Source organism: Pelobium manganitolerans, assembly GCF_003609575.1.
Taxonomy (GTDB): Bacteria; Bacteroidota; Bacteroidia; order Sphingobacteriales; family Sphingobacteriaceae; genus Pseudopedobacter; species Pseudopedobacter manganitolerans.
In genome coordinates this window covers 401,905-422,926 of the sequence record NZ_MBTA01000001.1, presented here as the reverse complement: position 1 = coordinate 422,926, position 21,022 = coordinate 401,905, and the positions used below count along the sequence as shown (strand labels likewise).

13 protein-coding genes are annotated in these 21,022 nt (G+C 42.6%); 4 read left to right on the top strand and 9 right to left on the bottom strand.

The genetic code is table 11. The features are described from left to right. Nucleotides 1-418 precede the first annotated feature (418 nt). The 6 genes from BCY91_RS01830 to BCY91_RS01805 all read right to left on the bottom strand — a co-directional run bounded on the left by BCY91_RS01830 (nt 419) and on the right by BCY91_RS01805 (nt 11,436). Nucleotides 419-2,734, bottom strand: a complete 2,316-nt coding sequence (locus BCY91_RS01830) for a glycoside hydrolase family 3 N-terminal domain-containing protein (RefSeq protein WP_120180296.1) — start codon at nt 2,732-2,734, stop codon at nt 419-421. Between the two features lie 80 nt (nt 2,735-2,814). Continuing rightward, a complete protein-coding gene (locus BCY91_RS01825; protein WP_245988975.1) occupies nt 2,815-3,864 on the bottom strand; it encodes a family 16 glycosylhydrolase in 1,050 nt (349 codons plus the stop codon). 2 nt (nt 3,865-3,866) lie between these two features. Beyond that, nucleotides 3,867-4,757: a PKD domain-containing protein gene (locus BCY91_RS01820; RefSeq protein ID WP_120180295.1), complete on the bottom strand. Its 891-nt coding sequence runs from the start codon at nt 4,755-4,757 to the stop codon at nt 3,867-3,869. Between the two features lie 8 nt (nt 4,758-4,765). Then, nucleotides 4,766-6,841, bottom strand: a complete 2,076-nt coding sequence (locus tag BCY91_RS01815; protein ID WP_147387886.1) for a hypothetical protein — start codon at nt 6,839-6,841, stop codon at nt 4,766-4,768. Nucleotides 6,842-6,851: 10 nt separating this feature from the next. Beyond that, nucleotides 6,852-8,330 (bottom strand): RagB/SusD family nutrient uptake outer membrane protein, encoded by a 1,479-nt coding sequence (locus tag BCY91_RS01810; protein WP_120180293.1) that lies wholly within the window; start codon nt 8,328-8,330, stop codon nt 6,852-6,854. 10 nt (nt 8,331-8,340) lie between these two features. Beyond that, nucleotides 8,341-11,436, bottom strand: a complete 3,096-nt coding sequence (locus BCY91_RS01805; protein ID WP_120180292.1) for a SusC/RagA family TonB-linked outer membrane protein — start codon at nt 11,434-11,436, stop codon at nt 8,341-8,343. A gap of 362 nt (nt 11,437-11,798) precedes the next feature. Here BCY91_RS01805 and BCY91_RS01800 point away from each other — a divergent pair, with 362 nt between their 5' ends. From BCY91_RS01800 to BCY91_RS01790, 3 genes are read left to right on the top strand one after another with little or no spacing between them, the layout of a single operon-like run. Next, a complete protein-coding gene (locus BCY91_RS01800; protein ID WP_245988974.1) occupies nt 11,799-14,669 on the top strand; it encodes a triple tyrosine motif-containing protein in 2,871 nt (956 codons plus the stop codon). Nucleotides 14,670-14,720: 51 nt separating this feature from the next. Beyond that, entirely contained in the window at nt 14,721-15,383 is a 663-nt protein-coding gene (locus BCY91_RS01795) for an energy transducer TonB (RefSeq protein ID WP_182995278.1), read from the top strand. 13 nt (nt 15,384-15,396) lie between these two features. Next, nucleotides 15,397-15,783, top strand: coding sequence for a hypothetical protein (locus tag BCY91_RS01790; protein WP_147387885.1), 387 nt, complete (start codon nt 15,397-15,399; stop codon nt 15,781-15,783). 168 nt (nt 15,784-15,951) lie between these two features. Here BCY91_RS01790 and BCY91_RS01785 read toward each other — a convergent pair whose 3' ends face one another. Further along, the gene (locus BCY91_RS01785) at nt 15,952-16,848 is read right to left on the bottom strand and encodes a hypothetical protein (protein ID WP_120180288.1); all 897 of its coding nucleotides are present in this window, start codon (nt 16,846-16,848) and stop codon (nt 15,952-15,954) included. A gap of 221 nt (nt 16,849-17,069) precedes the next feature. Between BCY91_RS01785 and BCY91_RS01780 the strand changes: the two genes are divergently transcribed. Continuing rightward, on the top strand, nt 17,070-18,062 hold the full coding sequence (locus tag BCY91_RS01780; protein WP_120180287.1) for a fasciclin domain-containing protein: 993 nt from the start codon (nt 17,070-17,072) through the stop codon (nt 18,060-18,062). A gap of 141 nt (nt 18,063-18,203) precedes the next feature. Here BCY91_RS01780 and BCY91_RS01775 read toward each other — a convergent pair whose 3' ends face one another. Both BCY91_RS01775 and BCY91_RS01770 read right to left on the bottom strand, forming a co-directional pair. Then, entirely contained in the window at nt 18,204-19,364 is a 1,161-nt protein-coding gene (locus tag BCY91_RS01775; protein WP_120180286.1) for an iron-containing alcohol dehydrogenase, read from the bottom strand. Between the two features lie 515 nt (nt 19,365-19,879). Next, nucleotides 19,880-20,989 carry a 3-oxoacyl-ACP synthase III family protein gene (locus tag BCY91_RS01770; RefSeq protein ID WP_120180285.1) on the bottom strand — a complete coding sequence of 370 codons (1,110 nt, stop codon included), beginning with the start codon at nt 20,987-20,989 and terminating at the stop codon, nt 19,880-19,882. Between the last annotated feature and the right edge of the window lie 33 nt (nt 20,990-21,022).

Below are 21,022 nucleotides of genomic sequence, written 5' to 3'. Positions count from 1 at the left end.
TCTAACTCAGAACAGGCTCAATGTTTCAATCTATTGAGTTTAGAAGTTAAACGGGCGTCATTTTGAACGTAGTGAAAAATCACACAAATAAGCAAAACACGCTTTGGGTCGGTTCCTAGTTGAGAGACGTTTCGTTCCTCAACGTGACGCGGTATTTTCTTAACTTAACGACCGGGCGAGTGCTAGCGCCGGACGGAAGTCCTCGGTTTTTTAAAGGCATTTAAGTGATCCTTTAAAAGGAACACTCAAACGAGTTGCGGGGAGAAATCCCACAATAAGCACTTTAAGTATTGGAAAACAGCTTATCCTGCGTTTTAACAGAAAGGGCAATAAATCTGGAGGGATATTAAGAATATGGGTTAAACAAAAAAAACGGGAAGCCCCAAAAAAGAAGCTCCCCGTTAACCCAACCTAAACACTACTTTATATTAAACTTTTCTTTTAAGCCTCCAATACTTACTTCAAACTCGCCCGGTTCTACCACGGTTTGGTTTTCGCGGTTTACAAATGCAAAAGCACTTTTATCCAGTTTGAAGGTGAGCGTTCGGCTTTCGCCCGGCTTTAATTCTATTTTTTCAAAAGCCCGCAGTCTTTTTACATCAGGTGTGATGCTGGCATACAAATCGGAAACATAAAGCTCTACCGCTTCTTTGCCTGTGCGGTTACCGGCATTTTTTATTTCTACGCTTACACTTAGTTCATCATCCGCCGAAAGGCTGTTGCTGCTTAATTTCAAATTGCTGTAAGCGAAAGTGGTGTAGCTTAAACCGAAGCCAAATTCCCATTGTGGGTTATAATCTGCATCGTAATTGTAAACACCTTCTACCACGCTTCTGCTTTCGGATGGCTTGTGGTAATAATTGGCCAACGAGTTTGGAAATTTTGGGTAGTTAAAAGGCAATTTCCCGGATGGATTTACATCGCCAAAGATAACATCTGCCAAAGCATCGCCACCAAAATTGCCGGGTAGGTAAGCCATCAAAATCCCTTGCATGGCAGGCTCAAACTTACTTATCACCCGTGGCCGGCCTTCATTTAAAACCAAAATTATAGGCTTACCAGTTTGAGCCAGTTGCTGCGCGTAGCTGGTCTGCAATTCAGACAAGTATAAATCACTTAAATTACCCGGGGTTTCGGTATAGGTGTTTTCGCCTAGACATAAAATAACGGCGTCGGCATTTTTGGCGGCCTGCAAAGCCTCTTCCATACGGTCGGCATATTCTTCAAAATATTTGCCGTCCATTTTATAGCTTACACCCGGCACAAAGTTTACCTGCATTTTACCAATTTTGTTTTGTACCGCCTCTAAAATGGTGTTGTATTTAGCAGCAAAATCCTCCACTTTTTCGCCTTGCCAAGAGTAAGACCAGCCACCGTTTAGCGTACGCATAGAGTTTGCGTTTGGCCCTGTTACTAACACTTTCGCACCTTTGCTCAAAGGTAAAACGCTGTTGTGATTTTTTAACAGCGTGATAGATTCTGCCGCAGTTTGATAAGCCGCCTGTTCAAACTCTTTGCTGCCAAATTTCGGATAATCTTTATAATTGGTAAGCGGCTTATCAAACAAACCCAATTGGTATTTTAAAGTTAATATGCGGCTTACCGCTTCGTCAATGCGGCTCATTTTTACTTTACCTTCTTTTACTAGCGCTACCAAGTCATCGCAAAAAGGTTCGTATTTGTAAGCAATCATCGACATATCAATACCGGCATTAATTGCCATCATCACCGCTTCTTTATTGTCTTTAGCCACACGGTCGCGCTGGTACAAATTTTCAATATCGCCCCAATCTGTTACCACCACACCTTTAAAGCCCAGCTCGTCACGCAAAAGCTTGGTCAAAATGGAATAATCCGCATGCACGGGCACTCCGTTAATTAAACCCGAATTGATCATGATGCTGTGTGCACCGGCATCTATAGCCGCTTTAAAGGCTGGTAGATGGTACTCGCGTAAAGCTTGCTCTGATAGGTAAACCGGCGTACGGTCTTTGCCGGATACCGAAACCTGATATCCCAAAAAGTGCTTTAAGCAGGATGCCACATGAAAAGGCGATGAAACGTTATTATCATCGCCCTCGTAGCCTTTTACCACTACTTTGCCAATCTCCGCCGTTAAAAACGGGTCTTCGCCATAAGTTTCCCAAATACGCGGAAAGCGAGGGTCGGGCCCTAAGTCCAACACCGGCGAAAAGTTCCAAGGGATGCTGCTGGCGCGCGTTTCATAAGCGGTAATTTGAGCGCCTTTTTTTAACAGCTCTAAGTTGCGTGTGGCCGCCTGACCAATCTGTTGTGGGAAAAATGTGGCTCCTGCGGTGTAAGTAACACCGTGAATGGCATCTACGCCATAAATAACCGGGATTTTTAAACGCCCTTTACCCACCTTTTGGATGCCCGAAATAATGCCGTACCACTCTTGTGGTGTGCGGGCGCGGTTATTGGCTGTATTTAAAATGGAGCCCACTTTATATTTGCCAAAAACATCCGCCATCATTTTATCGTCCAAAACCACGGGCTCATAACTGCTAAAGCGGTCCTTGCCTTTGGTAATCACATCTAAAGTTACCTGCGCCATTTGACCCACTTTTTCTTCGAGGGTCATTTTGGAGAGTAGAGATTGGACGTTTTGGTCAATTTTATTTTTGTTTTGCTGAGCAAAAGCTACATCTCCCGAAAGGAAAAAAACAAAACCTAGGGCAATAGCGCTAAGTTTTTGTTTAGCGAAGTAAGTCATAATTAGAAATTTAGAAATGAAGAGGGCTTACAACAGGGGCTGCTTTGCCCTCTTCTGTTATTTAAAATTACAATGCGCAATTATTTATAAACCCTCACATAGTCCACTTCTAAAGTGGCGCCGGTAACTGCAGGGTCCACCGGACCGGCAAAATTACCGCCCATTGCCAAATTTAGTATAATGAAAAAGTTATGGTTAAAAGGCACCGAGCTGGAGTTTGCCATACTATGCACCAGCTGATCGTCCACAAAAACCTGTAGAGATGTAGCGGACCAAACCAACTTATACACATGGAAAGCTGTGGTTGCATCGGCAATTTTTTTGGTTGCCCCGTTTGCCGAGCCGCCAAAATGGCCAGGATAATGGAATGTGCCGTAAATATTGTTCAAATCGCGACCCAAATGCTCCATAATATCTATTTCGCCACAAGCCGGCCACGGAGTGCTGTCGATATTACTGCCTAACATCCAAATTGCCGGCCATGTGCCAACGCCAGTAGGTACTTTAGCACGCACTTCTACTGTGCCGTAGGTAAAATCAAACTTGCCCTTAGTAAGCAATCTGGCCGATGTGTAAGCGCTGCCTTTGTAGTTTTCTTTGATGGCTTTTATTTTTAAAATACCATTCTCTATAACTACGTTCTCTGGCCGGTCTGTATAATATTCCAGCTCTTGATTACCCCAGCCATTATCGCCTGTACCGATATTGTAGCCCCACTTTTTAGGGTCGGGCGCACCGTCTTTATCAAACTCATCACTCCATACTAAACCATTATTACTGCCCTTTACATACACTACAATATTTACGGATTTATTTGTAGCTAGGCCTTTTGCGTTTTTGGCGGTAACTTTTACGGTGTAGGTCATCGTACCGTTTTGGCTGTATTGATGGCTGAGCACACCGTTGGTGTTACTTTTAACATTGCCGTCGCCAAACTCAAAATCGTATGTCACGGCATTTTCTGCCGATGCATTAAAAACAACTTTTCCGCTACCGTCATCGCTTACATTGGCGGCAATTACCAAATTGCTGGGCGCTACATTATTTTGTTCGCCACTGTCAGATTTTTTGCAACTGGTATTCAGGATCAGCAAAAAAATAAGGAGTGAATTTTTTAGATAAAGCATCATAATTATTTAACTTTTAGTTTTTGATACCAGGCCAAGCCGTCTGCACCTATATTACGTAAGTGGATGGTATTTTCTGTGATTTTTAAAATTTCATAAGTGCTGCCGCCGGTACCAAAGTTAACGATACCGTTGCCCGGCACTTTAAACTGGATTTGCGTAGAGTTAGATGCGCTAGAACCCGTATTCGCGTCCATAAAAGACAGCTTTTGCTTAGCGGTTGTTACCGGGTAGCACCCATCTGGACCACTGAAGCCGTAAAATGCCGTGGCCGCCGCTATTAAAGAAGACTCGCCTTTGTTATCTACGCTGATAAAAATATCATTACCTTCTTTAGAAAAAGTGACTTCATCATCGTACAAACAGGCATCACGCACATTTGGCGGCGCAGAGTAATAAGAATCTGTGAAGCCATCCGCCGGGCCTACGCCCACGTGACCTCCGCTTTCTTTATCGGTTACCCAAATTTTGCTGGTGCCGCCTGTTAATGCATCCACAATAAAATCGGGGATTTCAAAGGCTACAAATACCTTTATTTTTTTGCTTAATACAGAGGTTATACCGCCCGTGCCCACCGCGCTTGCGGTAATTGTGTACTCAAAGGTGCCCGGAGAGCTGTATTTATATTTAATATTGCCGGATGGGACTAGCTGCGTATTGCCATCTCCAAAATCTACTTTATAGGTGATGGCGTTTGCCGAAGACAGGTTAATCTCCACTTCGCCGCTTCCGTTACCATCTGGCAATGCCGTGCTTGCGCCCGTAACGGCCGTTGTTAAGGTAAAATCCGAGGGGGTTTTTAATTCGCCAAAACTGTATTCTGTTTTTTGGCACGAGCTGGCCAGCATCGCTATTAGCGCTACTGCTACACTCCATATTTTAAAATGATTTTTCATGATTATGTTTAGTTAGGGGTGATATCATCAAACAACCAGGTATAGTTGGCGGAACCATCGCCAACAGTACCCAAATCAAAAATTAAGATGATTTTTTGGTAAGATTTAGAGGCGTCGATAGCGCTGTAGTCAAAAGTCAGGATTTCCCACTCATTGGCTTTGGTGGTGCTTACCTCTTTCTCAAAACTGATGCTGCCATCTGTTTTATTCTCTACCTTCAACAAAACCTTAGCGCCAACGCGTGGCGAAAAAACTTTCATCTTAAACGTTTTCTTGGTGCTAAAATCCAACACATTATCTAAAGTAAGGTAGCTGCCGCCCCAAGGCTGGCCAGTACCTTTCACCATTTTGCCAACCTTACCGCTGGTATTTATACCGTTAGCTTGCGGATTGGCGATAATACTTACCGCGCCTCCGTCAAAATCTGTAAAGGCATAGTTTAAGGTTCCGCTTTCAAAATCTAAAGGCGGGTTAACACTGCTAGCAGCGCCGCTCACAAATTTCACATCGTCCCAATAAAAAACTTTACCGTTGCCACTTTGGCCAAAATCAAAGAAAATGGATGCCTTATCGTAAGCGGTGGATAAGTTTAAAGCGGGCGTTCCACTAACGTTATTGCTAAAATCAAACACTAAGGTTTCCCACGCGTTTGCAAGGGTAGTATTAGTTTCAGTTTCTACCGATTTGGTACCATCGCTATGGCTTTCCACTTTAAGACGGATGGGAATACCTGCCGCCGGCGAATACACACGTATCGACATTTTGGTGGCCGATGCCGTAAACGGAATGGCACTGGCAAAGCCGTTCGCGGTGCCTATTGTTGTGCCTGCCCAGGTTTCTGCCCCGTTAGCTTTAGTTGTTTTTTTAACTTTATTGCCTGCATTTGTTGGGTCGTCAGCATCTTCCGTAGCGTTGTTGCCAAAATCTATGGTTTGGTAGCTAAACGCAGGGTCGTCAAACGTTACAGGCAAAGTTAAAGCGGTGGACGGCAAATTGTTGGTTAATCGGATATCATCAAATAACCAAGTGAAGTTAGCAGAACCATCGCCCATGGTGCCATTGTCAAAAATGAGTACCACATTGTTGTAAACCTTATCTGTAGCAACCCCACTATAATCAAACGCTAAATCTTCCCATTCGTTTGCTTTAGTGGTTGCCACCTCTTTTTCGTGACTAATGCTACCGTCCGCCGCATTTTCTACCTTTAGCAACACTTTAGCTCCTACGCGCGGCGAGTAAACTTTCATCCTAAAAATTTTATTCACCGAAAAATCGATGTTTTCTGAAAGCTTAAGCACACTGCCTCCCCAAGGTTGGCCAGCACCTTTTACCATTTTGCCTACTTTGGTGCTGGTATTTATGCCTCCCGATTTTGGATTGGCAACAATAGTGGTTGCGCCACCGTCAAAATTGGAAATATTGTAAACCAACGTGGTGGATTCAAAAGTCAAGGGCAACAATACCGGGTCAACTATTGTTACCGTGGTGGTGCTTTCCGTAGTTGCCACTCCGCCGCTTAAAGCCACTACCTTAACCGTATAAGTACCTACCGAGGCATAAACATGGCTAACGGTTTCACCCTCTAAAAAAGACTGTGGCACTTCGTCAGCAACATCGCCAAAATAAACTTTAAACAAAGTTTCATAATTGGCTTTCGCCGATACGTTGACTTTAAAATTGTTACCGGCATCTATCGCAGCCGTTACTTCTACATCTTCTGGCGCCTTAAAAGATACCGTTAGCTTTTGTGTGGCTTCGGTAGTTTTGCCGGTAGCATTATAACCTACCAACTTTACATCATAAAGCCCCTCTGCATAAGTATGCTGGATGCTTGCGCCGGCTGCAACTCTTGCAGGCGCCGTATTGGTATCGCCAAAATAAACATCATAAGCTACTACGCCCTCGCCATTGGGAATGATGGTAACCAAGCCCGTATTGTCTTGGGTAATATCAAACATGGCCGATATTTTATCGGGCGCTTGGGCTGTGTTTACAAAAGATATATCATCAAAACTGTCTTTACTACAGCTTGATAAAAGGATGGCCACGCAGGCCGCTCCGTACAAATATTTTATTGCTTTCATGCTGTTAGGTTTAATAATTTGGATTTTGATCTAACTTTGAAATCTCCACTTCCTCTGCCGGGATGGGAAATACTTCGTTTTTTCCGGTTTCGAAGCCTGTAATTTTGCTTGCGGCCTGTCCGGTGCGCACCAAGTCGAAGAAACGATCGCCTTCCATAGCCAGCTCTAAACGACGCTCTTTCCAAATGGCCTCTTTTAATGCGGTGCCGGTAGCGCTAATGTTATGCGCTTGGTCGCCAAAGGCTCTTTCCCTAACGCGGTTAAGGTAGGTTTGGGCTTTGGTGTCATTTGGTGTAGTAGCCCGATTGTTGGCTTCTGCGGCCATTAACAATACATCGGCAAACCTAATTGCTCTAAAGTTGTTGAGGTAGTTAAGCTCTACCTGGCCAGATGTTTCGCCTACCCTAGGCAGGTATTTTTGATTGTATAAACCCGTGTTTTTATAAGGCGCCACCAAATAAGTAATGTTAAACTGCGGATTGGCCGCTTTATAAGCCTCGATATCTAAAACGGTAACATCTTTGCGTTTATCTCCCGCACTGTAAGCGTTGGCTAAATTTGCTGTTGGCAAATTGGTGCTCCAACCTTGTGCGTAAGGGCTGCTGCCGGTTAGGTTGCGGATGCCGGCTATCTGCACAGCTAAATTTCCTTGTCCGCGTCCGGGGTTGCTCCAATCATAATACGGACTAACGTTAGAGTACTGTATTTCAAAAACTGATTCTATCCCGTTTTCGCCGGAATGTAAAAAGATGCTTCCGAAATCTTGCACCAAATCAAACGGGCCTGCAATTACGTTCTCTAAACTTTTTGCAGCTTCGTCAAATTTGTTTTGGTACAGCTGCGCTTTGCCCAACAAAGCATAAGCAGCATATTTGGTAATACGGCCTTTTTGCGAGTTGCTTGGCGGTAAAACGGCTATGGCGTTATTCAAATCGAGCTCAATTTGTTTGTACACCTCCGCTTTTGGCGCACGTTTTTGGGTTTTTGAATCGGTAACGCCCAAACGTTTTTCTGTAAACAAGGGCACATCGCCAAAGAACTTCACCAGCTCAAAATAATAGTAAGCTCTTAAAAAATAGATTTCGCCATATAGCGCGTCTTTACCCGTAAACTCCAGCTTATTTTTATTTTCTTCCAGATAGTTTACGCGGTTAATGCCCTCATAACAGGCTTTCCAAGTTTCTAATAAATTAGAATTGTTGGGTTTTGTAGTGTAATCGTCAATATCCTGTAAAGCAAGTTGGTCCGTAGCATTTTCGCCACCGGTAACAGAGTTGTCTGATGCGATATCGCCAATTACCGGACTGGCCCACAACCATTGCAGCGGCGTATAGCAACCAACCACCATTTTTTGGTAATCTTCGGGCGTCTTTAAGTAGTCATCTGCCGTTATCTGGTAATCCTCTTTGGGACTGTAATCCACAAATTTTTCGCAAGCGCTGGCCAATATAGAAACCAACCCAATTGCAAGTATATGTTTAGTTTTCATTGCTGTTTAATTAAAGTTTGATATCTAGACCAACTGAGTAAGTTCTGGCTTGTGGGTACGCGCCACGGTCAATCCCCGACTCAAAAATGCCACCAGCGATCTCTGGATCGTAGCCCGAGTATTTGGTAAAGGTGTACAAGTTTTTCACCTGTGCGTAAATCCTAATGCGGTTAATGGTTTTGCTGTTGATTAAAGATTTTGGCAAAGTATAACCCAATTGCAAATCTTTTATTTTCACAAAAGTTCCATCTTCCACATAGCGGTCAGATGCGCGGGTGTTGGTATTGGCATCCACAAAAGAATATCTCGGATTGCGTGCATCGTTTGTGCTGCCTTCGCCGGTCCAACGTGCCAGTACACCTCTAAACTTATTGGTCATGGCCAGGTTACGCTCGTAGGCGCGGTAAATATCGTTACCAACAGAAGCGTAAAGGAATGTGTTAAAATCAAAACCTTTATAGCTTAAATTGAGGTTATAACCCATAGTAAAATCTGGGAAAGGGTCGCCTATTTTGGTTTTGTCTTCGTCATTTATTTTCCCGTCGCCACTTACATCCACAAATTTGATATCGCCCGGTTGCGCGTTAGCTTGCGTAGGGCTGGCCGCAATTTCTGCCACATTTTGGAACAGCCCATCCGTTTTAAAACCGTAGAAGTAGCCGGGGGTAAAACCTTTCTCGAACCGGGTTACAGTTTGGTTGGGGATACCATAATTACCGCCGGTAATTAAACCATTGTTGGTTTCGGTTACCAAGTTTTTGGCCGTAGTAAAGGTTAAGCTTGTGCCCAAACGCAAATCTTTGGTGATGTTATCGTTAAAGCCAAAGCTTAAATCTACCCCTTTGGTTTCGGTTGTACCGATGTTAGAAGTTGGTGCTGCCGCTGTTCCTAGGTAAAGAGATAGGGATGGCGTAAACAATAACCCGCTAATGTTTTTCTGGAAATAATCTGCCGATAAAGAGAACTTGCTCTTGTAAAACTCCAAATCAAAACCCGCGTTCCATTGCTTTTGTTTCTCCCAAGCCAGCGCATCGTTTCTGAAAGAAGCGATGGTTGCGCCAATAGATGTTGGATCATCGCCAAAAGAATAACCTGCGTTTTGGCCTAGATTATAAACGTATATATCCGTGGATATTTTTTGGAACTGCGGCGATACGTTTTCGTTTCCGGTGATGCCGTAGCTTCCTCTTATTTTTAAGAAATTGAAAAAATCTGAGTTGAAAAAGCTTTCGCTAGATACCACCCAACCCAAAGATCCTGCATAAAAATTAGCGAACTTGTTATTAGCTCCAAAAGCGTAAGAACCGTCTCTGCGGGCAGAGAAAGAGGCTAAATATCTGGATTTGTAATCGTAATTGATACGACTGAAGTAAGACAGGTTTCTTCTTTCGTATTGGAACGAGCCTAAGCTGATACCAGACAAAGGAGCGGTTCCGGTAGCGGAAGAAATATCTGCAAAATCCCAAGAGTTGAAAGGAACATCTTGGCGCGACCCATTAACGCCGTTGCCGGTAACTTTGGCCAAAGAAAAACCTAATACCACATCAAAACTATGGTCTTCTTGAATCTTGAAATTGTAGTTTCCAAACTGCTCAAACGTGAAATTGTAATAGGTGGTTTTATTTTCTTCTACGCTGTTGTGCGAACCTGCCTTAGCCGTTCCATCTGCATTTAAGGTAGAGTTGATGTGGCCTGCACCATAGTAAGACAGTGGTGTAAAACCTTTGCCGGTAATATCAACATTAGTATAGCCGTAACGCGCGGTTAAGCTTAAGTTATCCAAAATATTGTAGCTCAGCTCTAGCTTCCCGTACAATTTATTGGTGTTTGATTTGTTGTAAGTGTCTTCAATCTGCGTAAGCGGATTAAAAATCTCCGATAAAATATTGGGACTTACCGAAAACCTCCCGTAGGTATTTGGGATATTGTTGTAAACAGGCACGGTAGGGTCGAAATTTAGGGCATTGGAAATTACGCCGTTAATGGCATTTTCTTTTACACCGCTGCCTTTAATGTTAACAAAGCTGGTGTTGGCGGTAAACCTTAACTTTGGCGTAAAGTGAAAATCAAGATTTACTGTTCCGTTAGTGCGGTCAAAAAATGATTTCTTTCCTCCGGCAACAATCCCTTCCTGCCCTAGATATCCGCCAGAAACAAAATATCCTACTTTATCTGAACCGCCACGCGCAGATATATTGTGCGATTGGATGTTGGCATTGTTGAAAATCTGATCTTGCCAGTTAGTTCCTACGCCCAAGGTAGAAAGATTTGGAAAAATGATAGGCCCGCCCGATGCAACGCTTCCTTCATTAATTATCGCTGCGTACTCGCTAGCGTTTAATACGCCAATGGTATTGGCTACTTGTTGCACGCCGTAATTACCGCTGTAAGCATATTCGGTTTTTTGGTTGGCTTTGCCAGATTTTGTGGTAATCACGATAACACCGTTACCGCCTTTAACACCATAAATGGCTGTGGTAGCGGCATCTTTCAAAATGTTTACCGATTCAATATCCATTGGATTGATGGAGTTTAAATCGTCTAAAGTTTGGATGGCGCCATCCACCACTACAATCGGGTCGGTACCGGTATAAGAAGGGATACCGCGTATCAACACCGTTGGTTTAGCACCCGGCGAGCCCGGCGATATTACCGTAACACCGGAAGCCCGACCTTGGATAGCGTCCTCGGCCCTAACGGGATTAAGCTTTGCAATGTCCGCGGCTTTTACCGTTGAGATGGCTCCGGAAACTTTAGTAATTTTTTGCGTGCCGTAACCCAGCACCACCACTTCGCTTAAAGCTTTTGAATCGGGCTGTAGCGTAACGTCTAAGTGTTTTTTTCCGTTAACCGGCACTTCTTGCTGTGCAAAGCCGATAAAAGAAAATACTAAAACGGCTTTGTTAGAGGGCACATTTAAAATGAAGTCTCCGCCAGCATTGGTTTGTGTGCCGGTATTACTGCCTTTAAGGGTAACACTAACACCGGGAAGCGGACTTCCCTGTTCGTCTAAAACTTTTCCAGTAACTTTTAAATCTTGTGCAAGCAAAAACTGGCTGCACAAAAAGTAAAAAACCAGAAAAAAGAAAGTAATTCTTCTGTTCATAAAATTGGTTTTTTTTAATTGGTTTAAAAGCTTGCTGTTTATTCGGATTTAGCAACAAGCATCAACACAAACATAAACGGAAATTAAACTTACAAAGAAAATTTTGCCCCTACATAAACCATACATATCTGCTTTTATGAAGTTTTAGCGCATTTTTTTAACCCTACAACAACACTACTACAAAGCGAAAATTATTTGTTTAAATAAGCACCGCCATTGTTTTAAAAAAATAGCCACGCAAAAATTTAGGAAGTATTTTAAATTATTATGTACCTTAAATTTATAATTAAAACCAAGCAAACCTGCCTTAGCTTTATATGTTTAACCGTCGCTCAGATAAAAAGTGGGCCTTAACTTTAATTTTGATCCTAGCAATAACCATTGTAAAGGCTCAAATTGGTATCCCACAAATTAACAATTACAGCAGCAACCTGTATAAAGGGGGCACCCAGAACTGGGAAATTGCGCAAGACAAAAACGGCATTATGTACTTTGCCAATAATGAGGGCTTGCTTTCTTACAACGGTAAGTTTTGGAAAATTGCGCCCCTGCCGCATAAAACGGTATTGCGATCTTTAGCTATAGATACCGACGGGAAAATATACGTTGGCGGACAAGATGAACTGGGTTACTTTTTTCCGGATGCGCAAGGAGTGTTACGTTACCATTCTTTAAAAGCCTTATTACCTGCAAATGAGCAATCTTTAGCAGATGTTTGGGACATTGTGATTGATGGAGAACAAATTTTTTTCCGCACTACCTCAAAAATTTTATGGCTTAAAAACAACATTTTTAAAGTGTTTAAACCTAAAAGTGCTTGGGAATTTTTGGGCTTGGCAAACCAGCACTTAATTGCACAAGATACCGAAAGAGGCTTAATGCTTTTTAAACAAGGCGAATGGATTCCACTAAACAACCAGTTGGATTTCAAGAACATCTTTATTACCGCCGCACTATCTTACAATCAAAACACCATACTGTTAACTACGCAAAAAAATGGACTCTTTTTATTGCACAATAACGAAATCACACCTTGGAAAACCGCAGACGCTGACTTGTTTGTTAAAAACAGAATTTCTGACGCTAAAAAAATAGGCAGCAGTTTATTCGCATTTGCCAGCAATGCCGCAGGTTGTTATATAGTTGATGCATCAGGCAAAACCATCCAAAGCTTTGCAGATAAAGAAGGCTTGCAAAAAAACAACGTCCGCAGCATCTTCTCTGACAGAAACCAAAATTTATGGCTAGGCTTTGATGACGGCATTGGCTTTATCGCTTTCAATAACGCCATCAAATACATTTATCCGGATGCGGCAAAGCAAACCAGCAGTTACGCCACGCGCGTGTTAAACGGAACACTTTACGTTGGTACATCTAATGGCCTGTACCAGTCAAAACTCGAAAGCGGTTACGCAGATTTAAGCTATAGCCATCAAACGTTTTCTGAAATTAACAATACTCAAGGGCAGGTTTGGAACTTAAACGTTATTAACAACAAGCTATTAATAGGTCACGAGGAAGGCGCTTACGTTTTAAACAACAACGCCGTCCAACAGCTTTTCCACTACCCCGGCACCTGGGTTTTTGAACCCTTAACACGCAAACAACCCGCAACAGAAATTATTGCCGGCACTTATAACGGCTTGCGCCGGATTGTGTTTAACCAACACAGTTTTATAGATGCGGGCAGCATAAAAGGCTTTGATGAATCTATGCGCTTTTTAGTGTACGATACCACTAGCAACACCATTTGGGCCTCTCACCCTTACCGCGGCATTTATCGTTTTACGCTTACGGCGGATAAAAAAGAAATCAAAGAAAGCCGTTTGTTCACCAATAAGGACGGCTTGCCTTCTCTGCTTTACAATTATGTTACGCGCATAAAAAACCGTGTAGTAGTAGCTACCGAAAAAGGGATATTTGAGTTTGATGAAAAAAATCAGCGCTTTTCGCCGTCAAAAGAGCTGATAGCCATTTTAGGAGAGGAAGTTTACCAATATCTAAACGAAGATCCTAAAGGCAACATCTGGTTTGTAACCAACAAAAAAGTGGGTGTGGTTGATTTTACCCGCAAAACTGCCGGCAAAAATTACACCCTGGTTTATTTTCCAGAGCTGAACGGAAAAGTGGTGCCGGGCTTCGAAAACATTTACCCTTTAAACCAACAAAATATCTTTATTGGCTCTACCAACGGACTCATCCACATTAACTACCAGCGTTACCTAAAAAATATTAAACCGCTAAACGTCATCCTCACCCAAATAAAAACCATTGGACTAAAAGACAGCACTATTTTCGGTGGTTATTTTCTTAAAGAAAACAGGATTGCGGATCAGCAACATAAAAACCAAAAACCTAAACTGGCCTACGCTTTTAACTCATTGCATTTCGAGTTTTCCTCCACTCTGTACGAGCAACTGAACAACATCGAATTTAGCTATCAACTAACAGGATTTGATGAAACTTGGTCCGACTGGGGCAGCAAAAGCGAGAAAGACTACACTAATCTTCCTGCCGGCAACTATACCTTTAAAGTAAAAGCCCGCAACAATTTAGGTAACGAGTCGGCTCCGGTAGTGTACGCGTTTACCATTTTACCGCCTTGGTACCAAACCTGGTGGTTTTACTCGGCATGTTTTATCCTTTTTCTGGTATTAATCTATCTTTTAATCCAACGCCAAAAACGCAAACATCTAAAACAGCAAGACTACCTCAAAAAAACCTATCAGCTAGAGATTGAGCACAATGAGAAAGAGATTGTGAAGCTGCAAAACGAAAAGCTGGAGAATGAAGTAAACTTTAAGAATAAGGAGCTGGCCACGGCAACCATGCATTTAATGCAGCGTGGCAAACTGATATCGCGCATTAAGGAAGAGCTGGTGCCCATAGTAAAAACCGAAAATTTGGATGAAAGCCCCGAAGAGTTTAAAAAGATTTTAAGCCTGATTAATGATTCGGAGCGCGCAGATGCCGACTGGGACAGCTTTGCTATCCATTTTGACCATGTGCATTCTAATTTTCTAACTAAGCTAAAGGAACGCGTCCCCGCCTTAAGTGGCAACGATTTAAAACTTTGCGCTTACCTAAAAATGAACCTGAGCTCCAAGGAAATTGCCCAACTGATGAGCGTTAGCAATAAAGCCGTGGAAGTAAGCCGTTACCGCTTGCGCAAAAAACTAAACGTTTCTTCGGATACTAATTTATTTGATTATCTGATAGAGATCACCAGCTAGCTGTAGAGGAACAGCCTGCCAATAAAAAGCGGATAAAAACGTTTTATGGTCATGAGCAAAACCCTCATTTTTATTTTATTTATCAGTTTCTTAATAGGAAGTACCGCCTTTGCCCAGCCCCATTTTACCAAAGGCGACCTGCAATCGTTTCTAAGCTCCGAAATGCGCTATCCAGCATACGCTAAACAGCATTGTATAGAAGGCACGGTGTCTATATCTTTTAAGCTAGATGCCGAAGGTACTTTGCGCGATGTGAAAGTAAAAAAAGGTTTAGGAATTGATTTAGATGATGAAGCCATCCGTCTAATTCAACTTACCAAGGGTAAATGGGAGCTTGACAAAAACTACGACTCCACGCAAGAATTAATTGTGCCCATAAAATTTGAATTGCAAAACTACGGTTGCCAGTTAGTGCCACAAGCCACAAAACAGCAGGCTATAATGCAGTACCAGGCACGCCAAGGTTTGGAAAATTTGGTGTTGGCCTATTATGCCGATAAAAATTTGGGTAAAGCCGACCCGACAAAGGAAGCAGAAATTTTAAACTTAAAGGCCGAGCTAGGCTTCGATCAAGAATTTGTAAACGCGCAATTGGCGCAGGCTAATGGCCTGCTCAAAAACGGTAAAACAGAAGAAGCTTGCAAAATTTTGCACTTCATCAAAAATATTGGCTTTGCAGATGCAGATGCTTTAATTGCCGCAAACTGTAAATAATTATCTTAGCACCATGAAATGGTGGCTCCGCGCTTTTGCTTTTTTAGATTTACTATCCTTCTTTTTTATGCTGGAGCAGGGCTTGTTGCAATTGCAATCTTTGTTTACAGCAGAATCTTTTACGCTGAACGAGGTTTTTTCGCGGGCGCTATTTATCCTGCTGTGGTTTAGCTTATTGGCTAGCGCTATTTTGCTCAGCATCCCCAAAAAAGCCGGCATCATTATTTATTATTGCCAGCTTGTGCCACGCTTCATCTTTTTAGCCTTCAGCTTCGGATTTTTGTCTTTTATCAGCTACGTTATTCCTATCAACAACCCCGAGTCATTATTGCTACCGCTCATTATTTTTGCGGAGATGCTCAGGATTTTTTGGAGCTACAAACTGCAAAGAAGGCTATAATTAGCGTTTGCTTTTTCTACCCCAATCTTTTTAATATTGCTCCAATTGCATCGGGTTAAAGCCCGATGTACAAGAGCTATTTAATACGGCTTTTAGCCGAAATTGCGGAGCTTAGGTTTGCTAAAGCCTTTATTGACTTAAAAAAAACGGACTTCAGTCCGTTCCTGACTATTTAACCAATGGATGGTATAAAAAGTTATAGGTTAAGCCTGCCATGCCGTAGTAAGATTGGCCCACGTTTCTTCCGCCAACTATGCCTCCGCCACCAATGCTTAGGCCTAAGTTACCGTCTAAAGGCGTATAAATTGTTCCGCCTACCTTGGTGTAGTTTACACGTGTTTCCACAAAAGAACCTGTAAAACCCGGTCTCAAAATATCGGTTCCGCTGGTAGAGGTTTGGTTGCCCACCTGTCCGCTTAAGTAAAAGCGCGGGCGACTGATCCCGATTTTCAATTCGCTCAATACCGCATCTGGTACAGCCGTAGTTCTAAAGCTGTAACCGAGCTGGCCGGTAATAAAAAAACCACGCTCATCTTTAAAATGCCCTAGCAATATTCCATTATAGGTTGTGGCGCGGTCACCTATAGAAAGTAAAGACTGGAAATTAGGTTCGATATAGTATTTACTTAAAGGTGTAGAAAAACCTGCCGCGCCTTGGAAAGCCACTTTCCCTACTTTGGCAAACTGATATTTACCGTAAACACTAATGTCTTGCGCGCCATCTTGCTGGTTAGTATAACCCAAACCTTCTAACACGCCCGCATCTGGCGAACCCACCGTTTGCACAAAAGGGATGTTAACCAGCATCTCAAAACGATCGGTAAAACCGTAAGTGCCTAAAATATTGAACGTGTTTACCGATATCTCTTTAAAAACCGGTATCTCGTCAATTTTTTCTGGATAGTAAAAAGCACTGCTATAATGTTCATGGTTTCCAGAAAAGGTAACATATCCTCCTTTTTTTCCTTGCATAAATCCCGTAAGTAAAGTTTGGGCAAAGCTTGCGCTGATGCTTGCCAGCGAAATAACAAGGGTAAGAAGAACCTTCGAGTAGAAAATTTTCATTTGTGGCGTTAGGTTAAGTTTAAAATTTTTAGCTAAGATTTTTTGTTTAGACGTATGTTTGTAATAATATAGCGCTTTGCGATAATATTTTTGCCGAAACGTAAGCGCAAATTAACAACAAAAAACAAAACAACAAGGGATAAAAACTAGCTTTAACCGCATTTATAAACGTAAATGTTACCCTTCATAAATATTAAATTACGCTATACAAAAACTCACGGATGAATATTTTTTACAGAAAGCTTTCTAATTTTAAACTGGGGCTGTTAGGCTTAATAGCATCTTTATCTGTTGTAGCCTGCAACAACAAAGATCATGGCACAACGCCTACCGTAGCGCAAACCATTATGGGCTATCAGGCTTTAAGCCAGTTTGAACTGTTAACCATCAAAAACAACTATGTGGTAACTTTATCAAACAGAAACACCGCAAGCGGTTCTAATGGTGATTTTACCGTGTTTGTGCCTACTAATGAAGCTTTTGCAAAAATAGGAATTAAACAAGCCGGTGATGTAAATCTTTTGCAACCGGCTTTTATACAGCAGCTATTTCTGTACCATATCAACAACGGAAATGTAAGCAAAGACCTATTAATAGGCGGCGCAGAGGTTTCTTCCTTACTTAGCCAAAATTTAAAGAAACGTATCATCGTTAAAAACGACTCTCTGTATATCAACGGATCTAAAATAATTTCGGCCAACATAAAAGCAGATAACGGAACGGTGCACGTGGTAAACCGGGTGATGATGGCCATAAACGCGAATTTGTATGGTGCGATAAAGGAATTTGCCAGCGCTAAAGTATTTGTAAAACCCGAGCTGCAGATTTTTACCGAGGCTTTAGCTTACACCGGTTTGGATGCAGAATTAGCCGACGCTAAAAACAACTTTACCATTTTTGCACCAACAGACTTAGCTTTCGAAAACCTTGGCCGGCAACTTGGCATCAGCGTTGGCAAACCGGCAGACATCCATAAAATTGACAAAAACACCTTAACACAGATTTTGCGCAGCAACTTTTTAGGCCAACCTGCTCTCACTTCTGTACTAAAGACCGGCGGTGTTACGGCAAATAGCAGTACGCCACTAAGCTTAACAGATTTAGGAAACGGCTATTTCACCATAAAATCAAACCAAGCTACCGCAAATATGCTTATCTCTGATATTCAAACGCTTAACGGAATTATCCATATCACAGATGCTGTTTTAAGGTAATTTTGATGCAAGAAGGAGTGAATGAGCTAAAGAATGGACAATGCCAGCACGATAAAATAAAACAGGAAAGCCACTCCAGCTCTCCTGTCTCAAATCTCCATCTTTGCTCCTTGTTCTTTGCTCTTTAATCTTTGCTCCTTCCTAATAGCTCATTGCTACAATTTTCTCTACGTCATCCGGCGAAAGCCTTTTATGTTCGCCTAAGCCTCGCCATCCTCTTTCCGCAAAACGTTCAGATATTTTTTGTGCCGTGCCATTGTAATCTGGGGTATAGTCGGATAGTTTGGTATCGATACCCAAAGAATGGAAAAATTCTTCTGTTTTATAAATGGCCGCTTTCGCGATAGCATCCGTATCTCCTTCATTTATTCCCCAAACACGTTTTCCGTACTGCGCTAATTTCTCTCTTTTGCTTTCAAAATTATAGCGGTAGTGGCTTGGCGCGATGATAGCCAAGGTGCGGGCATGGTCAATACCATACTGCGCGGTAAGCTCGTGGCCCATTTGGTGCACTGCCCAATCGCCAGGCACACCTTTTTGGATAAGCCCGTTTAGCGCCATGGTGCAGCACCACATAAAGTTGGCCGCCGCTTCATAATCGGCCGGGTTGGCCATTATCTTAGGTGCCACTTCTACCAAAGTTTGTAAAATGCTTTCGGCAAAACGATCCTGCAAAGCGGCGCCGATGGGATACGTCATGTACTGCTCCAAAACATGCATAAAAGCATCTGTTATGCCATTTGCCAACTGCCGCTGCGGTACCGATTGCACCACCTGCGGGTCCAAAATAGAAAACACAGGGAACAAGCCTGTACCGCCCATACCCAATTTCTCTTGGGTTGATTTACGGGTAATTACCGAACTCGAGTTCATTTCCGATCCCGTAGCAGGCAAAGTTAAAACGGTGCCAAAGGGCATCGCATCTGTGGTGCGCACCGCGTTTTTCAAAATATCCCAAGGATCCTCTCCTTTGTAACGCGCTGCTGCAGCTAAAAATTTAGTGCCATCTATCACAGAACCTCCGCCAACGGCCAGTAAAAAGGTAATGTTTTCGGCTTTAATTACCTTTAAAGCCTCCATCAGCACCTCATACTCCGGATTTGCTGGGATACCACCAAATTCCAACACCTCAAAATTTTTCAGTGCGTTTTGCACCTGCTCGTAAACCCCGTTTTTTTTGATGCTACCGCCACCGTATAACAACAATATTTTGGCATTGGCCGGAATTTCATCTGCCAGTTTGCCAATTTGGTCTTTACCGAATATGATTTTTGTTGGGTTTTTAAATTCGAAATTTAACATCGTTATATTTTTAAGGAAACTGATTTTTTCTGTGCCTCATTTTCCACAAGGATTAAGCCAGCCTAAAAGCAAAATGCCCGCTACCATACAGCTTAACATTCAAATGATAATTTTAAGATTTTTTATTTGCTATTGCCTCTGCTAATCGCTTTTAAAAATTTTAATAACATGAGTTCGATTATCAAATCACCGATTATAAAGCTTCGAAAGCTGATTCAGTTACATCGGGCTTTAGCCCGATGACTAAGATGATCAAGAATATGGTTTTGCCAAAACTTTCTGATCCATGTTTGGCTAAAGCCATCATAAATTGTCCTGTAAAACGGGCTGAAGCCCGTTACTATTGATGATTTCTGAAATCATTAATCAAACTCGGGTTAAAACATTAGCTTTTGCCCCAACCTGCCTGCCAACTTAGTTTAACACCATAAAAAACGGGTCTTCGCCCGCTTTATATTTCAATCAGCATCTTGATACTTTATACTTACTACTTTACACTTACGCTCTCCCCCAAACTAGGCAAGTCCCTCTCCTCCGGAGAGGGATTTAGGGTGAGGCATTCGATACACCATCGCATTAATATTCATCCCTGCACCTACAGAGGCAAACAGCAAAACGTCTCCCGCTTTTACGGTATGTCCTTCCATTTCTCCTTTTAATATTAAATCCAGCAAAGTAGGTACGGTAGCCACAGAAGAATTGCCCAGTTTTGCAATGGTCATGGGCATAATGCCGGCTGGCGCCTCCGCATTGTACAGTTTAAAAAATCGCTTTAAAATTGCTTCGTCCATTTTGCCATTGGCTTGGTGTACCAATACTTTTTTCACTTCCCTGGCTTCAACACCGGCTTTTTCCAGCGCAGCTTTCATCACTTTAGGCACATGCGTCAAAGCATATTCGTACACTTTACGGCCATCCATTTTTAAGTAACGCGCATCCGACTGGTGCGCTGGGTTACACGATGGCTCCATCCTTAAAAAATAAGCCTGATCTACCGTATGGCTCTGCGCCTTGTGGCTCAGCACGCCCGAATCAGTATCCGCCACGGCGGCCAAAATAGTTGCGCCCGCACCGTCAGCATAAATCATGGTGTCTTTATCATGCGGGTCAACAATGCGCGAAAGCGTTTCTGCGCCAATCACCAACACTTTTTTAGCATCACCAGATTTAATAAAATAATCTGCCTGAATCATCCCTTGCAACCATCCCGGGCAACCGAAAGGCAAATCGTAAGCCACGCAATCGGGGTTTATAATGCCCAATTTATGTTTTACGCGACTGGCCAAGGTGGGGATCATATCCACCCGGTTGCTACCCTTAGCAACATCGCCAAAATTATGTGCCACCACAATATAATCCAGCTCCTCGGCATCAATGCCCGAGCTTTCTAAAGCATCTTTCGCGGCTAAAAAAGCCAAATCCGATGCGTTTAAATCATCCTCCGCGTAACGGCGCTCCTCAATCTCGGTAATCGCCTTAAACTTCTCAATTGCTTCCTCGTTCTTTCGCGCTTGGGGCGTACCATCTTTCTCAAAAAAACTATGGTTTAAAAAATGTTGGTTTTCAATTACCCTTGGCGGGATATAGCTGCCGGTTGCAACAATAACAGATTTTATATTAGACATTTTACCGTGAACTAAATTGGTTTTCGGTTCAAA

Coding starts and splice junctions, on each gene's coding strand:
- BCY91_RS01780 (WP_120180287.1), top strand. CDS start 17,070: ATGAATATTTTTTACAGAAAGCTTTCTAATTTTAAACTGGGGCTGTTA.
- BCY91_RS01810 (WP_120180293.1), bottom strand. CDS start 8,330: ATGAAAACTAAACATATACTTGCAATTGGGTTGGTTTCTATATTGGCC.
- BCY91_RS01770 (WP_120180285.1), bottom strand. CDS start 20,989: ATGTCTAATATAAAATCTGTTATTGTTGCAACCGGCAGCTATATCCCG.
- BCY91_RS01775 (WP_120180286.1), bottom strand. CDS start 19,364: ATGTTAAATTTCGAATTTAAAAACCCAACAAAAATCATATTCGGTAAA.
- BCY91_RS01815 (WP_147387886.1), bottom strand. CDS start 6,841: ATGAAAGCAATAAAATATTTGTACGGAGCGGCCTGCGTGGCCATCCTT.
- BCY91_RS01830 (WP_120180296.1), bottom strand. CDS start 2,734: ATGACTTACTTCGCTAAACAAAAACTTAGCGCTATTGCCCTAGGTTTT.
- BCY91_RS01820 (WP_120180295.1), bottom strand. CDS start 4,757: ATGAAAAATCATTTTAAAATATGGAGTGTAGCAGTAGCGCTAATAGCG.
- BCY91_RS01790 (WP_147387885.1), top strand. CDS start 15,397: ATGAAATGGTGGCTCCGCGCTTTTGCTTTTTTAGATTTACTATCCTTC.
- BCY91_RS01795 (WP_182995278.1), top strand. CDS start 14,721: ATGAGCAAAACCCTCATTTTTATTTTATTTATCAGTTTCTTAATAGGA.
- BCY91_RS01785 (WP_120180288.1), bottom strand. CDS start 16,848: ATGAAAATTTTCTACTCGAAGGTTCTTCTTACCCTTGTTATTTCGCTG.
- BCY91_RS01825 (WP_245988975.1), bottom strand. CDS start 3,864: ATGATGCTTTATCTAAAAAATTCACTCCTTATTTTTTTGCTGATCCTG.
- BCY91_RS01805 (WP_120180292.1), bottom strand. CDS start 11,436: ATGAACAGAAGAATTACTTTCTTTTTTCTGGTTTTTTACTTTTTGTGC.